We start from the raw sequence: 18157 nt of genomic DNA, 5'->3' as shown, positions 1-18157 counted from the left end.
CTGCGAGGCTTTTTTTGTTGCGCGACGATGCTTTCGCCGATCAGCCCTTCGGCCGATCCAGATACGCCAGCAGCATCTTGATATGCAGTTGCGCGAAGGCTTCGTGCTCGTCGGCAGAGGCAATGTCGCGCCCCACCACGGCACTGATCGTGTAACGGTTGGACAGCACGTAATAGCCCAGCGCCGAGATCGTCAGATACAGACGCGACACATCGACGTCATCGCGAAAGATGCCGGCGCGCTGGCCGCGCTCAACCACACCGCGCAGCACCTCGATGACCGGGTTGACCAGCTCGCCCAAGTGCGGCGAGGTCTTCAGATGCCGTGCCTCGTGCAGGTTTTCGCTGTTGAGCAAGCGGATGAACTCGGGGTTCTCGTAATAGAAATCCCAGACGAACCGCGCAAGCTGGATGACCGCCTCACGCGGGTCCGACGACTCGATCTGCACCTGCTCTTCCGCCTCCTTGAAGCGGAAATACATATGCTCGAGCACGGTCAGAAAGAGCTTTTCTTTGCTGCCGTAGTAGTAATACAGCATGCGCTCGTTGGTCTCAGCGCGACGGGCGATGGCGTCGACGCGCGCGCCGGCAAACCCGCCGCGCGAAAACTCCTCGATTGCAGCCGCAAGAATGCGTCGGCGCGTGCCTGCGGGGTCGCGACGCGTTCGGGGTGCGGCGGATTCGCCATGTGCATCGGCTTCGATGTCGACAAGCGGCGCAGCTGTGTGAGACGGCATGGCACCTCGGTGCGTTTTGAACGCGGGAATTATGTCATAGGGCTAAGACGTGCCCGCGGCATGACATCTCAGGGCATGCACCGCTTGCGCGTCCGGCAAATCGGCGATAATGGCAGGCTATTCAAACGATCAATCCCATCGTGGTTTCCTTGGTCCCCGCCGTGGCCGCTCCCTTGGCCGACCGGCTCGAAAACCTCCTGCCGCAAACGCAATGCACGAAGTGCGGCTACAACGGCTGCCGTCCCTACGCGGAAGCCATGGCCAGCGGCGAGGCGCTCCCCAACCGTTGCCCGCCCGGCGGGGCGGAAGGTATTCGCCGGCTGTCTGACGCACTTGGCCACACGGGTGACCTGCTGCCGCTAGACCCGTCCAACGGCATCGAACAGCCTCGCGCCATCGCAGTCATCGACCCGGAACGCTGCATCGGCTGCACGCTGTGCATCCAGGCGTGCCCGGTCGACGCCATCGTGGGCGCGCCCAAGGCAATGCACGCGGTGCTCGAAGATTGGTGCACCGGCTGCGATCTCTGCGTGGCGCCCTGCCCCGTCGATTGCATCGACATGGTCCCTGTCACCGGCGACCGCACGGGCTGGGATGCCTGGAGCCAGCAACAGGCCGATGTCGCGCGGGACCGCTACGTCTTTCGCAACGCGCGCCTGAAGCGCGAACAAGCCGAGAACGAAGCGCGCCTCGCCGCCAAGGCAGCGGCCAAACTCGCTGCCCTCAGCGCTGAACAACCGGCCGATGAGGCTGAGGTTGCCGCGCAAGCGCGCAAGAAGGCGATCATCCAGGCCGCCATTGAACGGGCGCGCCAGAAGCAGGCCGAGATGGCCGCGCGCGGACAAGGTCCACGCAACGTGACCAACGTGACGGCGGACGTGCAAGCCCAGATCGATGAGGCCGAAGCCCGCCGCAAGCGCATCGCCAGCCAGATCGAACAGAGCACCAAACCCGACGCAGACGCCCACTGAACCAGCCCGACGATGAATCCTGCCAAGCGCCACGCCATCTTCGAGACCCTGCGCGAGAACAACCCGACGCCGACCACCGAGCTGGAATACACCACGCCGTTCGAACTGCTGATCGCGGTGCTGCTCTCGGCACAGGCGACCGACGTTGGCGTAAACAAGGCGACGCGCAAGCTGTTTCCGGTGGCCAATACGCCTGCCAAGCTGCTGGCGCTTGGCGAGGAGGGCGTCACCGAATACATCAAGACCATCGGGCTGTATCGCACCAAGTGCAAGCACATCCTCCAGACGTGCCGCATCCTGCTCGACCAATACGGCGGTGAAGTACCGCGTGACCGCGCCGCGCTGGAAGAACTCCCGGGTGTAGGCCGCAAGACCGCCAACGTGGTGATGAACACGGCCTTTGGTGAACCCACGATCGCGGTCGACACGCATATTTTTCGCGTTGCCAATCGCACCGGGCTGGCGCCGGGCAAGAACGTGCTCGAAGTCGAGCTGAAGCTGATGAAGGTGGTGCCGGAGGCGTTTCGGCAGGACGCGCACCACTGGCTGATCCTGCATGGGCGCTATGTGTGCAAGGCGCGCAAGCCCGAGTGCTGGCATTGCGCGATCGAGCCGCTGTGTGAATTCAGGCCGAAGACGCCAGCGCCGAAGGAATGAAAAACGGGGACAGCACCGTCTGATGCGAGTCCCCGTTTTCTTTGCGCGACCGGTCGTCGATCAAAGGATCTTGCACGCCTCTTCGAACGACAGGCGCGGGTTGCGCGGGTGCAGCTTCTCGGCGTCGCCGTAGCCGATGTTCATGATGAAGTTGACCTTCCACTGACCATCGGGGAAGAACGTCTCGTTCACCTTGTCGGCATCGAAGCCGGCCATCGGGCCGCAATCCAGGCCGAGCGCACGCGCGGCGAGCACGAGATAGCCGCCCTGCAGCGAGCCGTTCATCAGCGCGGCGGCGTTGATCTTGGCCTGGTCGCCGGCATACCACGAACGTGCATCGGCGTGCGGAAACAGCTTGGGCAGTTGCTCGTGGAACTGCGTGTCATACGCGACGATCACGGCCACGGGCGCTTGGCGGGTCTTTTCCTGGTTGCCGGCCGACATGCATGGAATCAGACGCTCCTTGGCAGCAGCGCTCTTGACGAATACGAAGCGGGCCGGCGTGCTGTTTGCAGCAGTCGGGCCGTACTTCACGGTGTCATACAGCGTGTGCAGCAGTTCGTCATCGACCGGCTTGTCCAGCCACACGTTGTGGGTACGGGCTGCGTGGAACAGTTGGTCCAGCGCGGACGGTTCAAGCATCGGCATTGCAAGGTGCTCCGGAAAAAGTTGAGGACCGCATTGTAATGCGCCATATCCGTGTGCGCCGGACACCCGCACGCCCCGGATGGGCACCCGGGCGCCATCAGCAGCCCAGTGGCTTTAGAAAAAACGACATGCCTTCTTTGTATTTAATCGCACTTACTGCGATGCACCACCGCATTGGCATGGCCATTTTTACAGTCCATCGCGCACGATGAAAAACAGCCCTTTACAACGGTTTGCTTACGAACTACTTTTTCGTTCGTCATTGCATTACCCGCAGGGTTGGACGTATCGGATTCGCGCCTTGTTTTAAAAAGGGCGCGTAGTTCCGTTCATCCCCATGTTTTCGCACAGCCCTTGCCAAGCTTTGCGCAAACGCCTTGAGGGCTTGACCCCGCAATCCATTTCTTTTTGAGATCCGCTTGGATTTCAGGGGCTTCTTTTGCCGAATAAAAAACAATTGCATTAATTTCCGCAAACAAGGCGGGAAATCAGAATATTCGTTTCGCGTCGCATAGAAATGAAAAAACGCAAAGCGAATATGGAGCCCACTTAAAACCACACGTTTTAAGTGATGGCGTTCGTCACCCTGAAAAAGGCCATTATCGCCATGAAAAAATCCAGGTTATCGACCAGTGATTTTGCAGGTTTGTCCCGGACCCTTGGTGTATCGTTTGCGGCCGCGGCGCTGTCCGCCGTGCTGCTTGCGGGTTGCGGCGGCGGAGACTCGTCCGCCACGGCCAACCCCAGCGGCGTTGCCGCCAACGCCGGCAACGCAACCACACAGCCGGTGACAGCCGCCGTGCCGCCCGACCAGCCCTACGTCGACCCGAACGTCTACGGCACCGGGCCCAACGACGCACTTGCCGCCGATCCGGGCGAAAGCGCGGCCATCACGCACCATACGGTGACAATCGGCGGCAAGAGCATCGCCTACACGGCCACCGCGGGCCACCTGACTACCATCGACCCGGTCACGTCGCAATCGAACGCGACGATGTTCTACGTGGCCTACACGCAAGACAACCCCGATCCGGCAAAGCCACGTCCGGTGACGTTCTTCTATAACGGCGGCCCCGGCTCGTCGTCGGTGTTCCTGCTGCTGGGCTCGTTCGGCCCGAAGCGGCTGCAGTCGTCGTTCCCGAATTTCACACCGCCTGCCCCGTACAAGTTGCCCGACAACCCGGACAGCCTGCTCGACCGCTCCGATCTCGTGTTCATCAACCCCGTGGGCACCGGATACTCGGCCGCGATCGCCCCGGCCAAGAACAAAGACTTCTGGGGCACCGACCAGGACGCCCGCTCCATCGACCGCTTCATCCAGCGCTACCTGACGAAGAACTCGCGCTGGAATTCGCCCAAGTTCCTGTATGGCGAGTCGTATGGCACGGCGCGCAGTGCGGTGCTGTCATGGGTGCTGCATGAAGACGGCATCGAGCTGAACGGGATCACGCTGCAATCGTCGATCCTCGACTACGCGAATGCGCTCTCGGCCGTCGGCACTTTCCCGACGCTGGCCGCCGACGCCTTCTACTGGAAGAAGACGACGCTCAACCCGGCACCGACGGACCTCGACAGCTACATGGTCCAGGCCCGCAACTACGCCGACAACACGCTCGCCCCGCTGGCACAAGCACCGAGCGCCGCAGATGGCGGGTTCGTCAACGTCCGCCTGAACCTGAACCTGGCGACGGCGCAGACGATGGGCTCGTACATCGGCACCGATCCGGTCTCGCTGATCCAGACGTTCGGCAACCCGGCGGCGCTGGGCAACGTGCCGTCGCAGAACAACAACCCGCCGTACACGTTCTTCCTGACGCTCAACCCGGGCATCCAGATCGGCCAGTATGACGGCCGCGCCAACTACACGGGCCAGGGCATTGCGCCGTTCATCCTGCCGAACTCGGGCAGCAACGATCCGTCGATCTCGAATATCGGGGGCGCGTATACGGTGCTGTGGAACAGCTACCTGAACACCCAGCTCAAGTACACGTCGACCTCCTCGTTCGTGGACCTGAACGACGCCGTGTTCAACAACTGGAACTTCAGTCACATCGACCCGACGGGTGCCAACAAGGGCGGCGGCAATACGCTGTACACGGCTGGCGACCTGGCCGCGACGATGAGCCTGAACCCCGACCTGAAGGTGCTGCAGGCGAGCGGCTATTTCGACGCCGTCACGCCGTTCCACCAGACCGAGCTGACGTTGGCGCAAATGCCGCTCGATCCGACACTCAAGGCGAAGAACGTGACGATCAAGAACTATCCGTCGGGCCACATGATCTATCTGAACGATGCGTCGCGCACCGCACTCAAGGGCGACCTGGCTTCGTTCTACGATGGCGTGATGGCCGATCGTCCGGCCCTGATGCGGGTGCAGAGCCTGCAACGCCTGCCGAGCGGCCCAAAGAAGTAATCGCCTGAAGGCCGAAAGCAAAACCGCCCAGTTCTTGCTGGGCGGTTTTTTTAGGCCGTGAAGATTCCGCTTCAGGCCATTTCGTCCGCGCTGTGACCGGCAGGCTTGGCATCTGCGCGGGTCAACCACAGCACGCCCGCCAGGATCAATGCGCCGCCGGTCATCTGCATGGGCGCGATCGACTCGCCGAGCAGCAACGCCGCGAGCAGCACGGTCACCACCGGCTCCAGCGTCGACAGCATCGACGCCTGCGCCGCCCCCAGTTTCTGCAGGCCGGCAAAGAAGGTCAGAATCGCCACCACCGTCGACAAGCCTGCAATGGCCAGCGCCGCGGCCCAGCCGCTGAACGTGCCCGGCAGATGCGCCGGCGCACCGAGCAACGCCATCCCCGTGTACACGACGGCTGCAGCGGTACAGATGACGGTCGTGCACGCCAGTGGATCGAGCCCGCGCGTCACACGGGCACCGACCGTGATGTAGATCGAGTAGATCACCGCGGAAGCCACGCCGAGCGCAATGCCAAGCACGCTGCCCCCCGACAGCCCTGCACCGCCCACTGTCAGCCCCGCCCCCACCGAGCACAGCACCAGCGCGATGATTGCCCCGGCGGTCAGCCGCTCGCGCAGGAAAAGCGCTGCCAGCACTGTCACGAACATCGGATACAGGTACAGCAGCAGCGCCACCAGGCTGGCTGGTGCGTAATTCAAGGCCGTAAAAAACGCGAACGATTGCCCGGCATAACCGATTCCGCCCATCGCCGCGAGCCCCGCCACACGCGACCACGGCGGCATGCCGATGCGACGAACACGCATCACCGCCATCAGCGCAGCAGCCGCGATCACGAAGCGCACGATCAGGAGACCAACGACGTTGGCACCGCTCGCATAGGCGTAATGCGTGAAGATGGCCATCGCGCCGAACGATGCGGCAGACACGGCGATCAGCAGTACGCCGAAGAGCTTGTCGGCGGCGCGTGCTGCGAGGGGGGAAGCGATCGGTTGTCTCATGGCATGCGGCGTTCTTGTTGGGGTCGCCGTCTGGAGATGGGGGCGCCATTGTAGCGTTGCCGCCTCGCCAAGCTGCCGGCAGGCGTCAAGGCGCGCCGGTACAATGTTGAAATCATGTTCAATCCATCCCGCGACGAAGTCCGTCAATTCTTCTGTGGCGCATGGCGCAAGCACCGCCAGGCAGAAATCCTCACGCCGCTTGAGGCCATGGCGCTCGACTGGATGCTGCAGCATCCCGAATACCACGACACCCTGGAGGCCGGCGAAGAAGCGCTCGCCCGCGACTACACGCCGGAAAGCGGACAGAGCAACCCGTTCCTCCACCTGTCGATGCACCTGTCGATCAGCGAGCAGGTTTCGGTGGATCAGCCGCGCGGCATTCGCGCTGCGTATGAAGCGCTGGCCCAGCGGCTCGACTCGCCGCACGAGGCGCAGCATCAGGTGATGGAATGCCTCGGCCAGATGCTCTGGACGGCGCAGCGCACGGGCCTGCCGCCCGACGGCGACGCCTATATCGAGTGCGTGCGCAAGCGCGCCACCGCCCGCTGAATCTGAAGCCAACAAAAAACCGCTCCGAAGAGCGGTTTTTCTTTACCGGCGATGCCGCATTACTTCTTGAGCACCAGCGAGCCCGGCAGCGATTCGATGTACGCAGCAATGTCCTTCAGCTCAGCCTGCGTAAAGGGACGCGGCTTGCCGTCGGCACCGACGGTGGCGGGGTTGCTGTTGACCTGGCCCGCCATGATGGCGTTGCTGCGGCCCACCAGCGGGTTGTTGCTGGTCTGATAGGCCAGCAGCGCGTGATAGATGTAATCGCCGTGCTGGCCTGCGAGCTTCGGATAGTCCGGCGAGATCGGAGCGTTCAGGCCGGCGCCATGGCAGGCCACGCAAGCGCCCTTCTCCACCAGTTGCTTGCCCTTTTCAATATCAGCAGCCTGCGCCGACACAGCGGCTGCCAGCATCAGCGCGCCCAGATTGAACGAGATTGCGAGCGAGATCTTCTTCATATTCGTCCTCGTCACTTCTGCGGATTGTTTTGGGTGGCCGGCGTCTGCGCCGCGTAGTACGCGGCGAGGTTGGCGATGTCCTGGTCAGTCAGCGACCCGGCGATGGCGCGCATGGTCGGGTGCTTGCGGTCACCCTTCTGATACGCATGCAGCGCGCTTTCAATGTATTTGGCGTTCTGGCCGCCCAGATAGGGCACGCGATACACCTCGGGGAACGACGTCTTGTAATCGGGGATGGCATGGCAGCCGATACACATGGCGACCTTGTTTTCCGCGGCGGCAGCGTTGCCCTGGACGTCGGCTGCGGCGGCGCTGCTGGGTGCGGCGAACAGTGCGCCTAACGTGCCCAATGCGGCCACCATGGTGAGGATCTTTTTCATCTCGTTCTTAAGCGTGGAGTTTCAGAATCCTGCTCGCCCTGCCGGCTTGGCTCGTCTCAGCCGGCTGTCTCGCTGGGCGCATTCACCCGCCGTTGGCAACAAGCCAGAAGACGGTCATTTGAGGTGCGTCAAACCGGCGCATTGTACCGCACCGTTTTTTTGCCAGTCCAGTTAGGGCTCCCGTGACTTGACAGCAAGGAATGGCACGGCGCGCGCGCGCCGCTGGCGTTCGGCGTCAAACACCCAAATGCTCTTATACTGGCCGTTTCCAAATCTTTTACCGCTCAGTAGGCTTGCACGATGAACACCACAACCTCGCCTGCCCCATCCGATCAGCGCACACGCTTCGAAGGCTCTGACCAGTACGTGGCCACCGATGACCTCAAGCTTGCCGTCAACGCATCGATGACGCTGCAGCGCCCGCTGCTCATCAAGGGCGAGCCGGGAACAGGCAAGACCATGCTGGCCGAGGAAGTGGCCGCCGCACTGGGTATGCCGCTATTGCAGTGGCACGTGAAGTCGACCACCAAGGCCCAGCAGGGCCTGTACGAATACGATGCCGTCTCGCGCCTGCGCGACTCGCAGCTCGGCGATGACAAGGTGCACGACATCCGCAACTACATCGTCAAGGGCGTGTTGTGGCAGGCCTTCGAGGCGGACGAACCTGTCGTGTTGCTGATCGACGAGATCGACAAGGCCGACATCGAATTCCCTAACGATCTGCTACGCGAACTGGATCGCATGGAGTTCTACGTGTACGAAACGCGCGAAACCATCCGCGCCAAGCACCGCCCGCTGGTGATCATCACGTCGAACAACGAGAAGGAATTGCCCGACGCGTTCCTGCGCCGCTGCTTCTTCCACTACATCAAGTTTCCCGATGCCGAGACGATGCAGGCGATCGTCGATGTGCACTATCCGGGTATCAAGCCGGCGCTGGTCAAGGCCGCGCTGGATGCGTTCTACGAGATGCGCAACCTGCCGGGGCTGAAGAAAAAGCCGTCGACGTCGGAGCTGATCGACTGGCTCAAGCTGCTGCTGGCCGAGGACATTCCGCCGGAATCGCTGCGCAGCCAGGACAAGAACGCCGCCATTCCGCCGCTGCACGGGGCGCTGCTCAAGAACGAACAGGACGTACACCTGTTCGAGCGCCTGGTATTCATGAACCGCGCCAATCGCTGAGCGAGCCACCACCATGCCGCGCCTGATCGAGCCTGTCACGCTGTGCGGCCAGCACGCCTGGCTGGAGCCGCTCGGCCCGGAGCACGAGGACGAAGTGCGCGCCGCGGCCGCCGATGGCGAGCTGTGGAAGCTTTGGTACACATCCGTCCCCTCGCCCGACAAGACCGGCGAATGGCTGGCCATTGCCCTCGACATGCGCGAACGCCTGGGTGCCATGCCGTTCGTCGTGCGAGAGATGCACGATGGGCAGCCGGGCAAGGTGGTCGGTGCCACGCGCCTCTTCAACGTGGACGAAGCCAACCGGCGGCTCGAAATCGGCCACACGTGGTACGCCAAATCCGTACAGCGGACGGCGGTCAACACCGAATGCAAGTTGCTGCTGCTCACGCACGCATTCGAGACACTGCGCTGCATTGCGGTGGAATTCCGCACACACTGGATGAATCACCAGAGCCGCGCGGCCATCGCCCGGCTGGGCGCCAAGCAGGACGGCGTGCTGCGCAATCACCAGCGCATGCCGGACGGCAGCTTCCGCGACACGGTCGTGTTCTCGATCATCGAATCGGAATGGCTGACCGTGAAACGCCATCTGCAATACAAGCTCGAGCAACCGCGCGCCTGAGCGCCGGAGGACCACCATGCTCATCGATTTCTTCTTCACGCTGCGGCACGCCAAGCTGCCGGTCTCGGTCAAGGAATACCTGACGCTTCTTGAAGGGCTCAAGCAGCAGGTCATCGCGCCGTCCCTCGACGAGTTCTACTTCCTGGCGCGCATGACGCTGGTGAAGGACGAAAAGCATTTCGACAAATTCGATCAGGCGTTCGGCGCCTACTTCAAGGGCGTGGAAGGCGCGGTGGATTGGCGCGCGGACATTCCGCTGGATTGGCTCACCAAGAAGCTGGAGCGCGAACTCTCGCCCGAGGAAAAAGCCAAGATCGAGGCCATGGGCGGCCTCGACAAACTGATGGAGCGGCTGAAAGAACTGCTGAACGAGCAGCACGAGCGTCACGAAGGCGGCAACAAGTGGATCGGGACGGGTGGCACGTCGCCGTTCGGGCACGGCGGTTATAACCCCGAAGGCATCCGCATCGGCGGGCCATCGAAGGGCAACCGCACTGCGGTCAAGGTATGGGAAGCGCGCGCGTACAAGGACTACGACGACACCGTTGAGCTCGGCACCCGCAACATCAAGGTGGCGCTGCGCCGCCTGCGCAAGTTCGCGCGTGATGGTGCCGACATCGAGCTGGACCTGGACGACACCATCCACTCCACCGCTGCCAACGCCGGCATGCTCGACATCAAAATGCGCCCCGAGCGGCACAACAACGTCAAGGTGCTGATGCTGATGGATGTGGGCGGCTCGATGGACGACCACATCAAGCGCGTGGAAGAACTTTTCTCCGCCGCCAAGACCGAGTTCAAGCACCTCGAGTACTACTACTTCCACAACTGCGTCTACGAATGGCTGTGGAAGAACAACCGGCGCCGCCACGCGGAGCGGTTCTCCACCTGGGACGTCATCCGCAAGTACCCGCCCGATTACAAGCTGATCTTTGTGGGTGATGCGACCATGAGCCCGTATGAAATCCTGCAGGCCGGCGGATCGGTGGAATACAACAACGCTGAAGCCGGTGCCACGTGGCTCAAGCGGCTGATCGAACAGTTCCCGAAGTTTGTCTGGCTCAACCCCGAGCCGGAGGGCCTGTGGGAATACCGGCAGTCCATCTCGGTCATCAACCAGATCATGAAGACGCGGATGTATCCGGTGACGATTGCGGGGTTGGAATCCGCGATGCGGTTGTTGTCAAAGTAACGCCACACCTCTGTTTCTCCGGGCATGGACGCGGTGATTACCTGGCGCGTAATCGACACCATCCACGCTGGCGCCGAACATGGAGCCATCCAGTGCGGTCGATCATCACCGCGCTGGGCAGGCTCCCCACTTCGAACGGAGAAACGCCATGACTGCCACCCTACTCGCCGCCAACGACACACTCGCCGATACGCTGGTCGACCGTTACATCGCCGCGTGGAACGCAACAGACGCTGCCCGGCGCCGCGCCCTCGTCGCGCAAACCTGGACTGAAAGCGCCACGTATGTCGATCCTCTGATGCAGGGCATTGGCCATGACGGCATCGAGGCGCTCATTGCCGGCGTGCAGGCCAAGTTTCCGGGCTTCCGCTTTGCGCGCGACGGCGGCGCGGATGTCGTGCAGGACACGATCCGCTTCCGCTGGACGCTCGGCCCCGAGGGGCAGGCGCTGGTCAAGGGCACCGATTTCGTACGCATCGAAGGCGACCGCATGCAGACGGTGACCGGCTTTATCGACCAGATGCCAGGCATGGGCGGCGCCGGCTGAGCGCGCCCGCACAAAAGCAAACGCCCCGAAAGTCGGGGCGTTTTGCATGGGCGGCACGCGGCAGCGATCAGATGGACAGTGCGTCTTCCTGGCCGGCGTTGGCACTGCGCAGGCCGTCGACCCAGCCCTTGGCCGGCAGTTTGAGCGAGGCCTGCAGCGCGGCGGCGCGCGCCTGCACGGCTTCCCAGCTGACCTGCAGCGGCGGGCCATTGAATGCCAGCGCAATCACGTTGCCGTCATGCACTTCGGGGAAGACCAGCACGCGATTGTCGAACGCGTCACAGATGCGCTCGATATTGCGCGGGAAGCTGGTGTGGTCGCCAAAAAGGTTGATCGTCATCACACCCGGCGAGCGCAATACCTGGCGGCAAGCCTTGTAGAACGCCGGCGTATCGAGCACGGGGCCGCGCGCGGTGGCGTCATACAGGTCGATCTGCAGCGCATCGACGGTGCCGTGGTGGCTCGCGTCCGTCACCCAGTCGTACGCATCCTGCTCGTGCACGCTCAAGCGTGCATCGTCAAACGGCAGGCCGAACATGCTGCGCGCTGCGACGATCACCGACGGGTTCAGCTCCACCGCCGTCACCTGCGCGGGCGCGAGATGACGATGGCAGAACTTGGTCAGAGCGGCAGCGCCGAGACCCAGTTGCACGACGTGGAAGTCCGCTCGCGCAGCCGGGTCGAGAAACAGCAGCCACGCCATCATCTGCTGCGCGTATTCCAGTTCGATGGCATCGGGCTTGGACAAGCGCATGGCGCCCTGCACCCATTCCGTACCAAAGTGCAGATAGCGCACACCGGCCAGTTCAGAGAACGTGACCGGTGCGAAGCGCGGGGCCATGCGCTTCGGTTCGTCATCGCGGTCCTGGCGGGTCTCGCGCTTTGCGTGGGCGGGGCGGCGCGAGGCGACGGCCTCGATGGATTTACGTTTCAACAGCGTCATAAAGGGGATCAACGGGAAGAAGACTGAACGGCCGCGGCACGCTGCAGCCATTCGCGATTGTGGTCTTTGGCGTAGCGCGTCCAGTGCTTGGCGTCGCGCAGGATTTCCTCAAACAGGGCCTGCGCCCGCTGCTTGTCGGCATCGTTGTTCTGGGCGAGGAGCCATTCGCCGAAGAGGCAACGGGCCGCGCCATCGTTCGCGCAGATCAGGGCCTGCTCGAAGGCTTCACGCGTATTCGGCGCGTTGGTTGCGGCCAATGCACGTGCGTACAACAATGTCGGATCAGGCTGCTGGCGTGTCACGCGATGCGCTTCGAACAGTTTGTCCAGCGTGTCCTTGGCGAGCGCCGCATCGCCCGTGGCGAACTGCGCCCGGGCCAGACCCAGCAGCACGGCCGGGTCGCCGGCAAACGGGCCGGTCGCTGCCTGCTCGAAGTGCTGGCGGGCTTCCTTCGCATCGCCGGCCTCCAGCAATGCTTCGCCCAGACGCAGTCGGTGCTGCACGGTCGGCGCACGGTCGAAATCGTTGCGGGCTTCGCGCACGGCGCGGTTGGGGTCGATCAGTTGCGTCACTGCGCGACTGGCAACGCGGGCACCGCGCGAGTGGCGCATCTCCGGAAGATAGATCGCGAAGAAATAGACCACGCTGCCCAGCAGCGGGAACGCAAACAAGATGAACAACCAGTAGATGTTCTGGTTGTTGCGCACGACGTGCACCGCAAAGAACAGCGCGACGATGACGTGAAACCCGATTCCAAGAAACGGCATGTGAAGGCCCGATAGAGAAATGCACCGACGCCCCCCGCGTCGGCCTCGGGCGCGATTGTGACAGATGTGCTGCAGCGGGGGGATGCCGCGCCCTTGACGTCTGCACCCTGCTCGCCCGGAAGCCGCATAGAGCCGGTCTTCAGGGTCGATGGGGCAATGGCCTAGGCGAAGCGAACCTCAGGGATGACCCAGGAAGTCCAGCTTGCCGATCTCCACGCCGTTGTGGCGCAGCAGCGCGTAAGCCGTGGTGACATGGAAATACAGGTTCGGCAGCATGAAACCGCGCAGATAATCGAGGCCCGTGAACTGCAGTTCACGTGTCGGGCTCTTGAGCGTAATCCGGCGGTCTTCGCTGCCGGCAAACGCTGCGGGGTCGATGCTGTTGACGAACTCCAGCGTCTTGGCAATGCGCGCCTTCAACTCCGGGATGGTCGTCTCTACATCCGGGTACGACGGCACCTCGTTACCCGACAAACGCGCCGCGCCGCCCTTGGCCTGATCGCAGGCAATCTGCACATGCCGCGTGAATGGGTGCATGTCCGGCGCAAGACGCGCGGTCATCAGATTGGCCGGGTCGAACTTCTTCGCTTCTGCATGGGCGGCAGCCTTGTCGAGCAGGGCCGACAGATTGCCAAGCATGCGGTTGGCAGTCGGTACGAGAAACTCGTACATCGAAGGTGTGGTCATGGGAGTGATTTCCTTGGTATCCGTGTTGTGGCCGCCAACAGTCTTCAGGCAACCGCGGGCGCAGCGCCTTCTTGCGCTGGGCACAGTGTAGGCCAGCGATTCGGGCGGTGCATGGCGCGCACGCATGCCTTGTCATGCGGCATTTGGCACGAGATTGGTGGGGCGGAGCCTTTGGCCATGCGCCGCTCGACATGCACGTCGGCAGCTCTTGCGCAGCATGGCAGTTGGCTGGACAAGAAATGACGCGACCACTTCGTAGTCAGATTTGCCAAGCCGCGCTACGACAGCCACTCGCGCAATGTCAGCCACGCGGCCAACTTCTGGTCATACGGCACGGCTGCATAGGCGGGACTGCTGGAAGGGAGTTTGAGGATGGCGTGGCGGTCGCCAATGTCGCCCAGCGCCTTCATGCCGATGCGCGCTGCGGTGCCGCCGTTAAAGGCAATGACGGCCAGTTCAGGTAACGAGGCGATGAGCCCGGCAAGGTCATTCCCGGCATGATCCCGAATCTTGCTGTCGAGGCTGCCTTCGCGCTTGGCTTCGGCCACCACGTCCCACAAGCCGATGCGATGCGCGAGCAGCGCCTTCAAGCGCGCGGCGTATTCCATGCCCGGCAGGTCCTGGCCGATGACCGCACCGGCCAGGCGCCAGAACTGGTTGTGCTTGTAGGCGTAGTACTGCGACTGCGCAAGCGATGCTTCGCCGGGCAGGCTGCCCAGGATCAGCACGCGCGTGTGCGCGTCGACCACAGGCGGAAAGCATCGCTTGAGAGTCACGCGGGTCGTCAGGCCAGCAGGCGGTTCACGCGCTGCACGTACGCCGCCGGGTCGGCCAACGCGCCGCCCTCAGCCAGTAGGGCCTGGTCGAACAGCACGTGCAGGCGATCCTCAAAAGCGGCGCGATCGGCTTCGTTGCCGGTCACGGTTTCCAGTAGCGCGAGCTTGCGCACGAGCGGGTGCGTCGGGTTCAGCTCCAACACCGGCTTGCTGTCCGGGGCTTGTTGGCCGGCTTGCTTGAGCAGACGGGCCAGCGTGCCGCTGATGTCGCCTTCATCGGCCACCAGGCACGACGGCGAATCGGTCAGACGATGCGTGATGCGCACGTCCTTGGCCTTGTCGCCGAGCACAGCCTTGGCACGCTCGACCAGCGGCTTGAACTCGCCTTCCACCTTGGCGTGCTCGGCCTTCTCGGCTTCGTCTTCCAAGGCGCCCAGGTCGAGATCACCGCGCGCCACCGACACCAGTTCCTTCTCTTCAAAGTCGTGCAGGAACGACAGCATCCACTCGTCCACGCGGTCGGTCAGCAGCAGCACTTCCACACCCTTCTTGCGGAAGATTTCCAGATGCGGGCTCGACTTGGCGGCCGTCCAGTTTTCGGCGGTCACGTAGTAGATCTTGTCCTGGCCTTCCTTCATGCGGCCGACGTAATCGGCCAGCGAGACGGTCTGGGCGCTGTCTTCGTTGTGCGTGGAAGCGAAGCGCAGCAGCTTGGCAATGCGGTCTTTATTGGCGTGGTCTTCGCCGATGCCCTCCTTGAGCACCTGGCCGAAGTTCTGCCAGAACGTGGCGTACTTTTCCTTCTCGGCCGCATCATCCGACTCGGCCATCGATTCCAGCATGCCCAGCACGCGCTTGGTGGAGCCTTCGCGGATAGCCTTCACGTCGCGGCTTTCCTGCAGGATTTCGCGCGAGACATTCAACGGCAGATCGGCCGAATCGATCACGCCCTTCACAAAACGCAGGTAGCCCGGCAGCAGTTGCTCTGCGTCGTCCATGATGAAGACACGCTTGACGTACAGCTTCAGGCCGCTGCGGCGCTCGCGGTCCCACAGGTCGAACGGCGCGTTGGTCGGGAGGTACAGCAGCTGCGTGTATTCGCTACGGCCTTCCACGCGGTTGTGCGTCCAGGCGAGCGGCTTGCCGTTTTCGTGGGCAATGTGCTGGTAGAACGCGATGTACTGATCATCGGTCACGTCAGCGCGCGGACGGGCCCACAGCGCGCTGCCCTGGTTGATGGTTTCCCATTCGTCCTGGGCCACCATCGCCTTCTTCTCTTCGTCCCACGCTTCCTTGCGCATCTGGATTGGCAGGGAGATGTGGTCCGAATACTTTTGCACGACCGACTTGATGCGCCACGCGGAGAGGAAATCGTCCTCACCTTCGCGCAGGTGCAGCGTGATGGTGGTGCCTCGCTCGGCACGTTCGATGCTGTCGACGGTGAATTCGCCGTCGCCGGTGCTTTCCCAGCGCACGGCTTCATTGGCGGCCACACCGGCGCGGCGCGATTCCACCGTCACGCGGTCGGCCACGATAAACGCCGAGTAGAAGCCCACGCCAAACTGGCCGATCAGGGCAGCATCCTTCTGCTGGTCGCCCGAAAGCTGGCTGAAGAACTCGCGCGTGCCCGAGCGGGCGATGGTGCCGAGGTTGCGGATGGCCTCGTCGCGGCTCATGCCGATACCGTTGTCGGCGATCGTGATGGTGCGCGCGGCCGCATCAAAGCCGATGCGGATGCCAAGCTCGCCGCCGCCTTCGAGCAGCGACGGATTGGCGATGCCCTCAAAACGCAGCTTGTCCACCGCATCGGACGCATTGGAAACCAGTTCCCGCAGGAAGATTTCCTTGTTGCTGTACAGCGAGTGGATCATCAGATGCAGAAGCTGCTTCACTTCTGCCTGGAAAGCCATCTTCTCGTGCGGTGCGCTCATCGTCTGCATCAAAATGGTCTGAAAAATGGAAAGAGAAGCGGGCGACACCTTGCACGCGCGCCCGCATGGATTTGTGAAGCTAGATAGGGCGTCGGGCTCGGTTTTCAAGCCCCACGATCGAGCTGCCCGGCCAGGAACCGGAGCAGATCCGGGTCCGCACTGGTCGCAATGTTGAAGCGCATCCACGTCGACGGCATCTGCGACGGCGAAAACAGGCTTCCGGGCGCAAACACATAGCCCTGTTCGTGCCCGGCGCGGGCAATGGCGTTGGTGTCCTGCCCCGTATCGGCCCAGAGGAACATGCCCGCGCCGTGCTGCGCGAACAGCTTCAGCCCCATGCGCTCGAGGCTGCGCTGCACGCCGTCGCGGGCGCGGTCCAGACGGGCGCGTATGCGTTCGACATGCTTGCGGTAATGGCCTTCAGTCAGGATCTTGTAGAGCACGCGCTCGTTGATCTCGGGCGTGACGAGGCCCGTCAGCAATTTGCCGTCGACGAGGTTCTTGGCCAGCTCCGGATGGCAGGCAATAAACCCGACGCGCAGGTTCGCCGCCAGCGTCTTGGAGAAGCTGCTCAGGTAAATGACGCGGCGCAGCTGGTCCAGGCTCGCGAGCCGTGTGCCGGGGTGTCCGGGCGGCGCGAGATCGCCGTAGATGTCGTCTTCGACGATCAGGAAACCGTACTGCTCGGCCAGCCGCAGCAACTGAAACGCCTTGGCCGCCGACAGCGACGTGCCCGTCGGGTTATGCAGGATCGAATTGATGATCAGCAGCTTGGGCCGGCGCACCTGCACCAGCCCCTCCAGCGCAACCAGATCCGGCCCCTCGGCGGTGTACGGCACGCCGATCACCTGCGCCCCTTGCGCGGCAAAGCGGCCGAACATGAGGAACCACGCCGGATCGCCCACCAGCACCGTATCGCCGGGCTGCACGTACTGACGCGCGATCAGGTCGAGCGACGACGTGATGCCCGAGGTCATGACGATCTGTTCCGGCCGCGCGCCGATCTCCAGCTCCGCCAACCGTGTCTGCAACTGCTGACGCAGCGGCAAAAAACCCTGCGGCGATCCCCACGCGAGAAACTGGTTGCCGTTCTGCCGGCCGAGCGTGCGCAGCGCGTTGGCGATCAGCTCGCCGTCGAGCCAGCCGTTGGGCAGAAAGCCGATGCCCGGCGCCTTGCGCGGCTCCGCAGAATGGAACATGTTCCGCAGCAGCCACGTCACGTCGATCTTGCGGGCGGCGGTGGGCGGCGGCGCAACCGGCTCCTCGGGCAGTGGCGCCTGGCGCTCCTTGACATAGAAGCCCGAGCCCCGGCGCGATTCCAGATACCCCTGTGCCACCAGCCGCTCATACGCCTCCACCACGGTGAACCGCGAAATGCTCTTTTCCTGCGCCAGTTGCCGGATCGACGGCATGCGCATTCCCGCGCGAAACACACGCTCGTCGATGCGCATGCGCGCCCATTCGGTGAGCTGGTCCACCAGCGTCATCTGCGCGGATGGAATTGGATCCGGCAACTGCTCCGCCGCCGGGCGGGCGGCCGCGCGGCGGGCATCCAGGCTGATGATGTGGGAGGTGGAATTCATGACGAGGTAGGCGGGAGCGGGCAGAAAACTGTACAGAAAGCGCCACGACAAAGTGTACAGGTACTGTACAGACACAGTTCGGTAGGATCAAGGTCAGAATTCCGCCCC

19 protein-coding genes are annotated in these 18157 nt (G+C 63.1%); 8 read left to right on the top strand and 11 right to left on the bottom strand.

From position 1 onward, the window contains the following. Window positions 1-40: 40 nt before the first annotated feature. Complete coding sequence (locus N5B55_RS04290) at window positions 41-736, bottom strand: TetR/AcrR family transcriptional regulator (protein ID WP_012761622.1); 696 nt, start codon at window positions 734-736, stop codon at window positions 41-43. Window positions 737-876: 140 nt separating this feature from the next. Between N5B55_RS04290 and rsxB the strand changes: the two genes are divergently transcribed. Both rsxB and nth read left to right on the top strand, forming a co-directional pair. Continuing rightward, the gene (gene rsxB / locus N5B55_RS04285) at window positions 877-1707 is read left to right on the top strand and encodes an electron transport complex subunit RsxB (protein WP_178959831.1); all 831 of its coding nucleotides are present in this window, start codon (window positions 877-879) and stop codon (window positions 1705-1707) included. A gap of 12 nt (window positions 1708-1719) precedes the next feature. Then, window positions 1720-2364: an endonuclease III gene (gene nth, locus N5B55_RS04280; RefSeq protein WP_304539243.1), complete on the top strand. Its 645-nt coding sequence runs from the start codon at window positions 1720-1722 to the stop codon at window positions 2362-2364. A gap of 60 nt (window positions 2365-2424) precedes the next feature. Here nth and N5B55_RS04275 read toward each other — a convergent pair whose 3' ends face one another. Next, window positions 2425-3012, bottom strand: a complete 588-nt coding sequence (locus tag N5B55_RS04275) for a malonic semialdehyde reductase (RefSeq protein ID WP_009238573.1) — start codon at window positions 3010-3012, stop codon at window positions 2425-2427. A gap of 607 nt (window positions 3013-3619) precedes the next feature. On the opposite strand from N5B55_RS04275, the gene N5B55_RS04270 reads away from it, so the two are divergent. Further along, window positions 3620-5425, top strand: coding sequence for a S10 family peptidase (locus tag N5B55_RS04270; RefSeq protein ID WP_304539242.1), 1806 nt, complete (start codon window positions 3620-3622; stop codon window positions 5423-5425). A gap of 71 nt (window positions 5426-5496) precedes the next feature. On the opposite strand, the gene N5B55_RS04265 is transcribed toward N5B55_RS04270, so the two are convergent. Next, complete coding sequence (locus tag N5B55_RS04265) at window positions 5497-6432, bottom strand: DMT family transporter (RefSeq protein WP_304539241.1); 936 nt, start codon at window positions 6430-6432, stop codon at window positions 5497-5499. A 114-nt stretch (window positions 6433-6546) separates the two neighbouring features. Between N5B55_RS04265 and N5B55_RS04260 the strand changes: the two genes are divergently transcribed. Continuing rightward, complete coding sequence (locus N5B55_RS04260) at window positions 6547-6981, top strand: DUF1841 family protein (protein WP_009238576.1); 435 nt, start codon at window positions 6547-6549, stop codon at window positions 6979-6981. Window positions 6982-7040: 59 nt separating this feature from the next. Here the strand turns inward: N5B55_RS04260 and N5B55_RS04255 are convergent, their stop codons facing one another. Next, complete coding sequence (locus tag N5B55_RS04255; RefSeq protein WP_304539240.1) at window positions 7041-7439, bottom strand: c-type cytochrome; 399 nt, start codon at window positions 7437-7439, stop codon at window positions 7041-7043. An 11-nt stretch (window positions 7440-7450) separates the two neighbouring features. Next, window positions 7451-7819 (bottom strand): c-type cytochrome, encoded by a 369-nt coding sequence (locus N5B55_RS04250; protein WP_012761617.1) that lies wholly within the window; start codon window positions 7817-7819, stop codon window positions 7451-7453. A gap of 300 nt (window positions 7820-8119) precedes the next feature. On the opposite strand from N5B55_RS04250, the gene N5B55_RS04245 reads away from it, so the two are divergent. From N5B55_RS04245 to N5B55_RS04230, 4 genes are all read left to right on the top strand, one after another. After that, the gene (locus N5B55_RS04245; RefSeq protein ID WP_065857353.1) at window positions 8120-9001 is read left to right on the top strand and encodes an AAA family ATPase; all 882 of its coding nucleotides are present in this window, start codon (window positions 8120-8122) and stop codon (window positions 8999-9001) included. 13 nt (window positions 9002-9014) lie between these two features. Continuing rightward, window positions 9015-9623, top strand: coding sequence for a GNAT family N-acetyltransferase (locus N5B55_RS04240; protein ID WP_304539239.1), 609 nt, complete (start codon window positions 9015-9017; stop codon window positions 9621-9623). Between the two features lie 16 nt (window positions 9624-9639). Further along, window positions 9640-10815, top strand: a complete 1176-nt coding sequence (locus tag N5B55_RS04235; RefSeq protein ID WP_012761614.1) for a vWA domain-containing protein — start codon at window positions 9640-9642, stop codon at window positions 10813-10815. A 148-nt stretch (window positions 10816-10963) separates the two neighbouring features. Continuing rightward, window positions 10964-11362: a nuclear transport factor 2 family protein gene (locus N5B55_RS04230; RefSeq protein ID WP_304539238.1), complete on the top strand. Its 399-nt coding sequence runs from the start codon at window positions 10964-10966 to the stop codon at window positions 11360-11362. A 67-nt stretch (window positions 11363-11429) separates the two neighbouring features. On the opposite strand, the gene N5B55_RS04225 is transcribed toward N5B55_RS04230, so the two are convergent. The 6 genes from N5B55_RS04225 to N5B55_RS04200 form a co-directional block, all read right to left on the bottom strand. Continuing rightward, window positions 11430-12305 (bottom strand): spermidine synthase, encoded by an 876-nt coding sequence (locus N5B55_RS04225; protein ID WP_304539237.1) that lies wholly within the window; start codon window positions 12303-12305, stop codon window positions 11430-11432. An 8-nt stretch (window positions 12306-12313) separates the two neighbouring features. Then, on the bottom strand, window positions 12314-13072 hold the full coding sequence (locus N5B55_RS04220; RefSeq protein WP_304539236.1) for a tetratricopeptide repeat protein: 759 nt from the start codon (window positions 13070-13072) through the stop codon (window positions 12314-12316). Between the two features lie 177 nt (window positions 13073-13249). Further along, entirely contained in the window at window positions 13250-13759 is a 510-nt protein-coding gene (locus N5B55_RS04215; RefSeq protein ID WP_304539235.1) for a DUF1993 domain-containing protein, read from the bottom strand. A gap of 278 nt (window positions 13760-14037) precedes the next feature. Next, window positions 14038-14535 carry a DNA-deoxyinosine glycosylase gene (locus tag N5B55_RS04210; protein ID WP_178959821.1) on the bottom strand — a complete coding sequence of 166 codons (498 nt, stop codon included), beginning with the start codon at window positions 14533-14535 and terminating at the stop codon, window positions 14038-14040. A gap of 8 nt (window positions 14536-14543) precedes the next feature. Then, a complete protein-coding gene (gene htpG / locus N5B55_RS04205; protein WP_178959820.1) occupies window positions 14544-16466 on the bottom strand; it encodes a molecular chaperone HtpG in 1923 nt (640 codons plus the stop codon). 104 nt (window positions 16467-16570) lie between these two features. Next, the gene (locus N5B55_RS04200; protein ID WP_304539234.1) at window positions 16571-18124 is read right to left on the bottom strand and encodes an aminotransferase-like domain-containing protein; all 1554 of its coding nucleotides are present in this window, start codon (window positions 18122-18124) and stop codon (window positions 16571-16573) included. Window positions 18125-18157: the final 33 nt, after the last annotated feature.

This window comes from Ralstonia pickettii (assembly GCF_030582395.1).
Taxonomy (GTDB): Bacteria; Pseudomonadota; Gammaproteobacteria; order Burkholderiales; family Burkholderiaceae; genus Ralstonia; species Ralstonia pickettii_D.
Note: the sequence above shows the minus strand (reverse complement) of the source record. Positions and strands in the feature narration are given on the sequence as shown.

Bases quoted from the DNA above. Each gene is read 5' to 3' on its own strand.
- N5B55_RS04245 (WP_065857353.1), top strand. From the start codon at position 8,120: ATGAACACCACAACCTCGCCTGCCCCATCCGATCAGCGCACACGCTTC.
- N5B55_RS04260 (WP_009238576.1), top strand. From the start codon at position 6,547: ATGTTCAATCCATCCCGCGACGAAGTCCGTCAATTCTTCTGTGGCGCA.
- N5B55_RS04270 (WP_304539242.1), top strand. From the start codon at position 3,620: ATGAAAAAATCCAGGTTATCGACCAGTGATTTTGCAGGTTTGTCCCGG.
- N5B55_RS04215 (WP_304539235.1), bottom strand. From the start codon at position 13,759: ATGACCACACCTTCGATGTACGAGTTTCTCGTACCGACTGCCAACCGC.
- nth (WP_304539243.1), top strand. From the start codon at position 1,720: ATGAATCCTGCCAAGCGCCACGCCATCTTCGAGACCCTGCGCGAGAAC.
- N5B55_RS04290 (WP_012761622.1), bottom strand. From the start codon at position 736: ATGCCGTCTCACACAGCTGCGCCGCTTGTCGACATCGAAGCCGATGCA.
- N5B55_RS04235 (WP_012761614.1), top strand. From the start codon at position 9,640: ATGCTCATCGATTTCTTCTTCACGCTGCGGCACGCCAAGCTGCCGGTC.
- htpG (WP_178959820.1), bottom strand. From the start codon at position 16,466: ATGAGCGCACCGCACGAGAAGATGGCTTTCCAGGCAGAAGTGAAGCAG.
- N5B55_RS04250 (WP_012761617.1), bottom strand. From the start codon at position 7,819: ATGAAAAAGATCCTCACCATGGTGGCCGCATTGGGCACGTTAGGCGCA.
- N5B55_RS04220 (WP_304539236.1), bottom strand. From the start codon at position 13,072: ATGCCGTTTCTTGGAATCGGGTTTCACGTCATCGTCGCGCTGTTCTTT.
- N5B55_RS04265 (WP_304539241.1), bottom strand. From the start codon at position 6,432: ATGAGACAACCGATCGCTTCCCCCCTCGCAGCACGCGCCGCCGACAAG.
- N5B55_RS04225 (WP_304539237.1), bottom strand. From the start codon at position 12,305: ATGACGCTGTTGAAACGTAAATCCATCGAGGCCGTCGCCTCGCGCCGC.
- N5B55_RS04240 (WP_304539239.1), top strand. From the start codon at position 9,015: ATGCCGCGCCTGATCGAGCCTGTCACGCTGTGCGGCCAGCACGCCTGG.
- N5B55_RS04230 (WP_304539238.1), top strand. From the start codon at position 10,964: ATGACTGCCACCCTACTCGCCGCCAACGACACACTCGCCGATACGCTG.
- N5B55_RS04255 (WP_304539240.1), bottom strand. From the start codon at position 7,439: ATGAAGAAGATCTCGCTCGCAATCTCGTTCAATCTGGGCGCGCTGATG.
- N5B55_RS04275 (WP_009238573.1), bottom strand. From the start codon at position 3,012: ATGCCGATGCTTGAACCGTCCGCGCTGGACCAACTGTTCCACGCAGCC.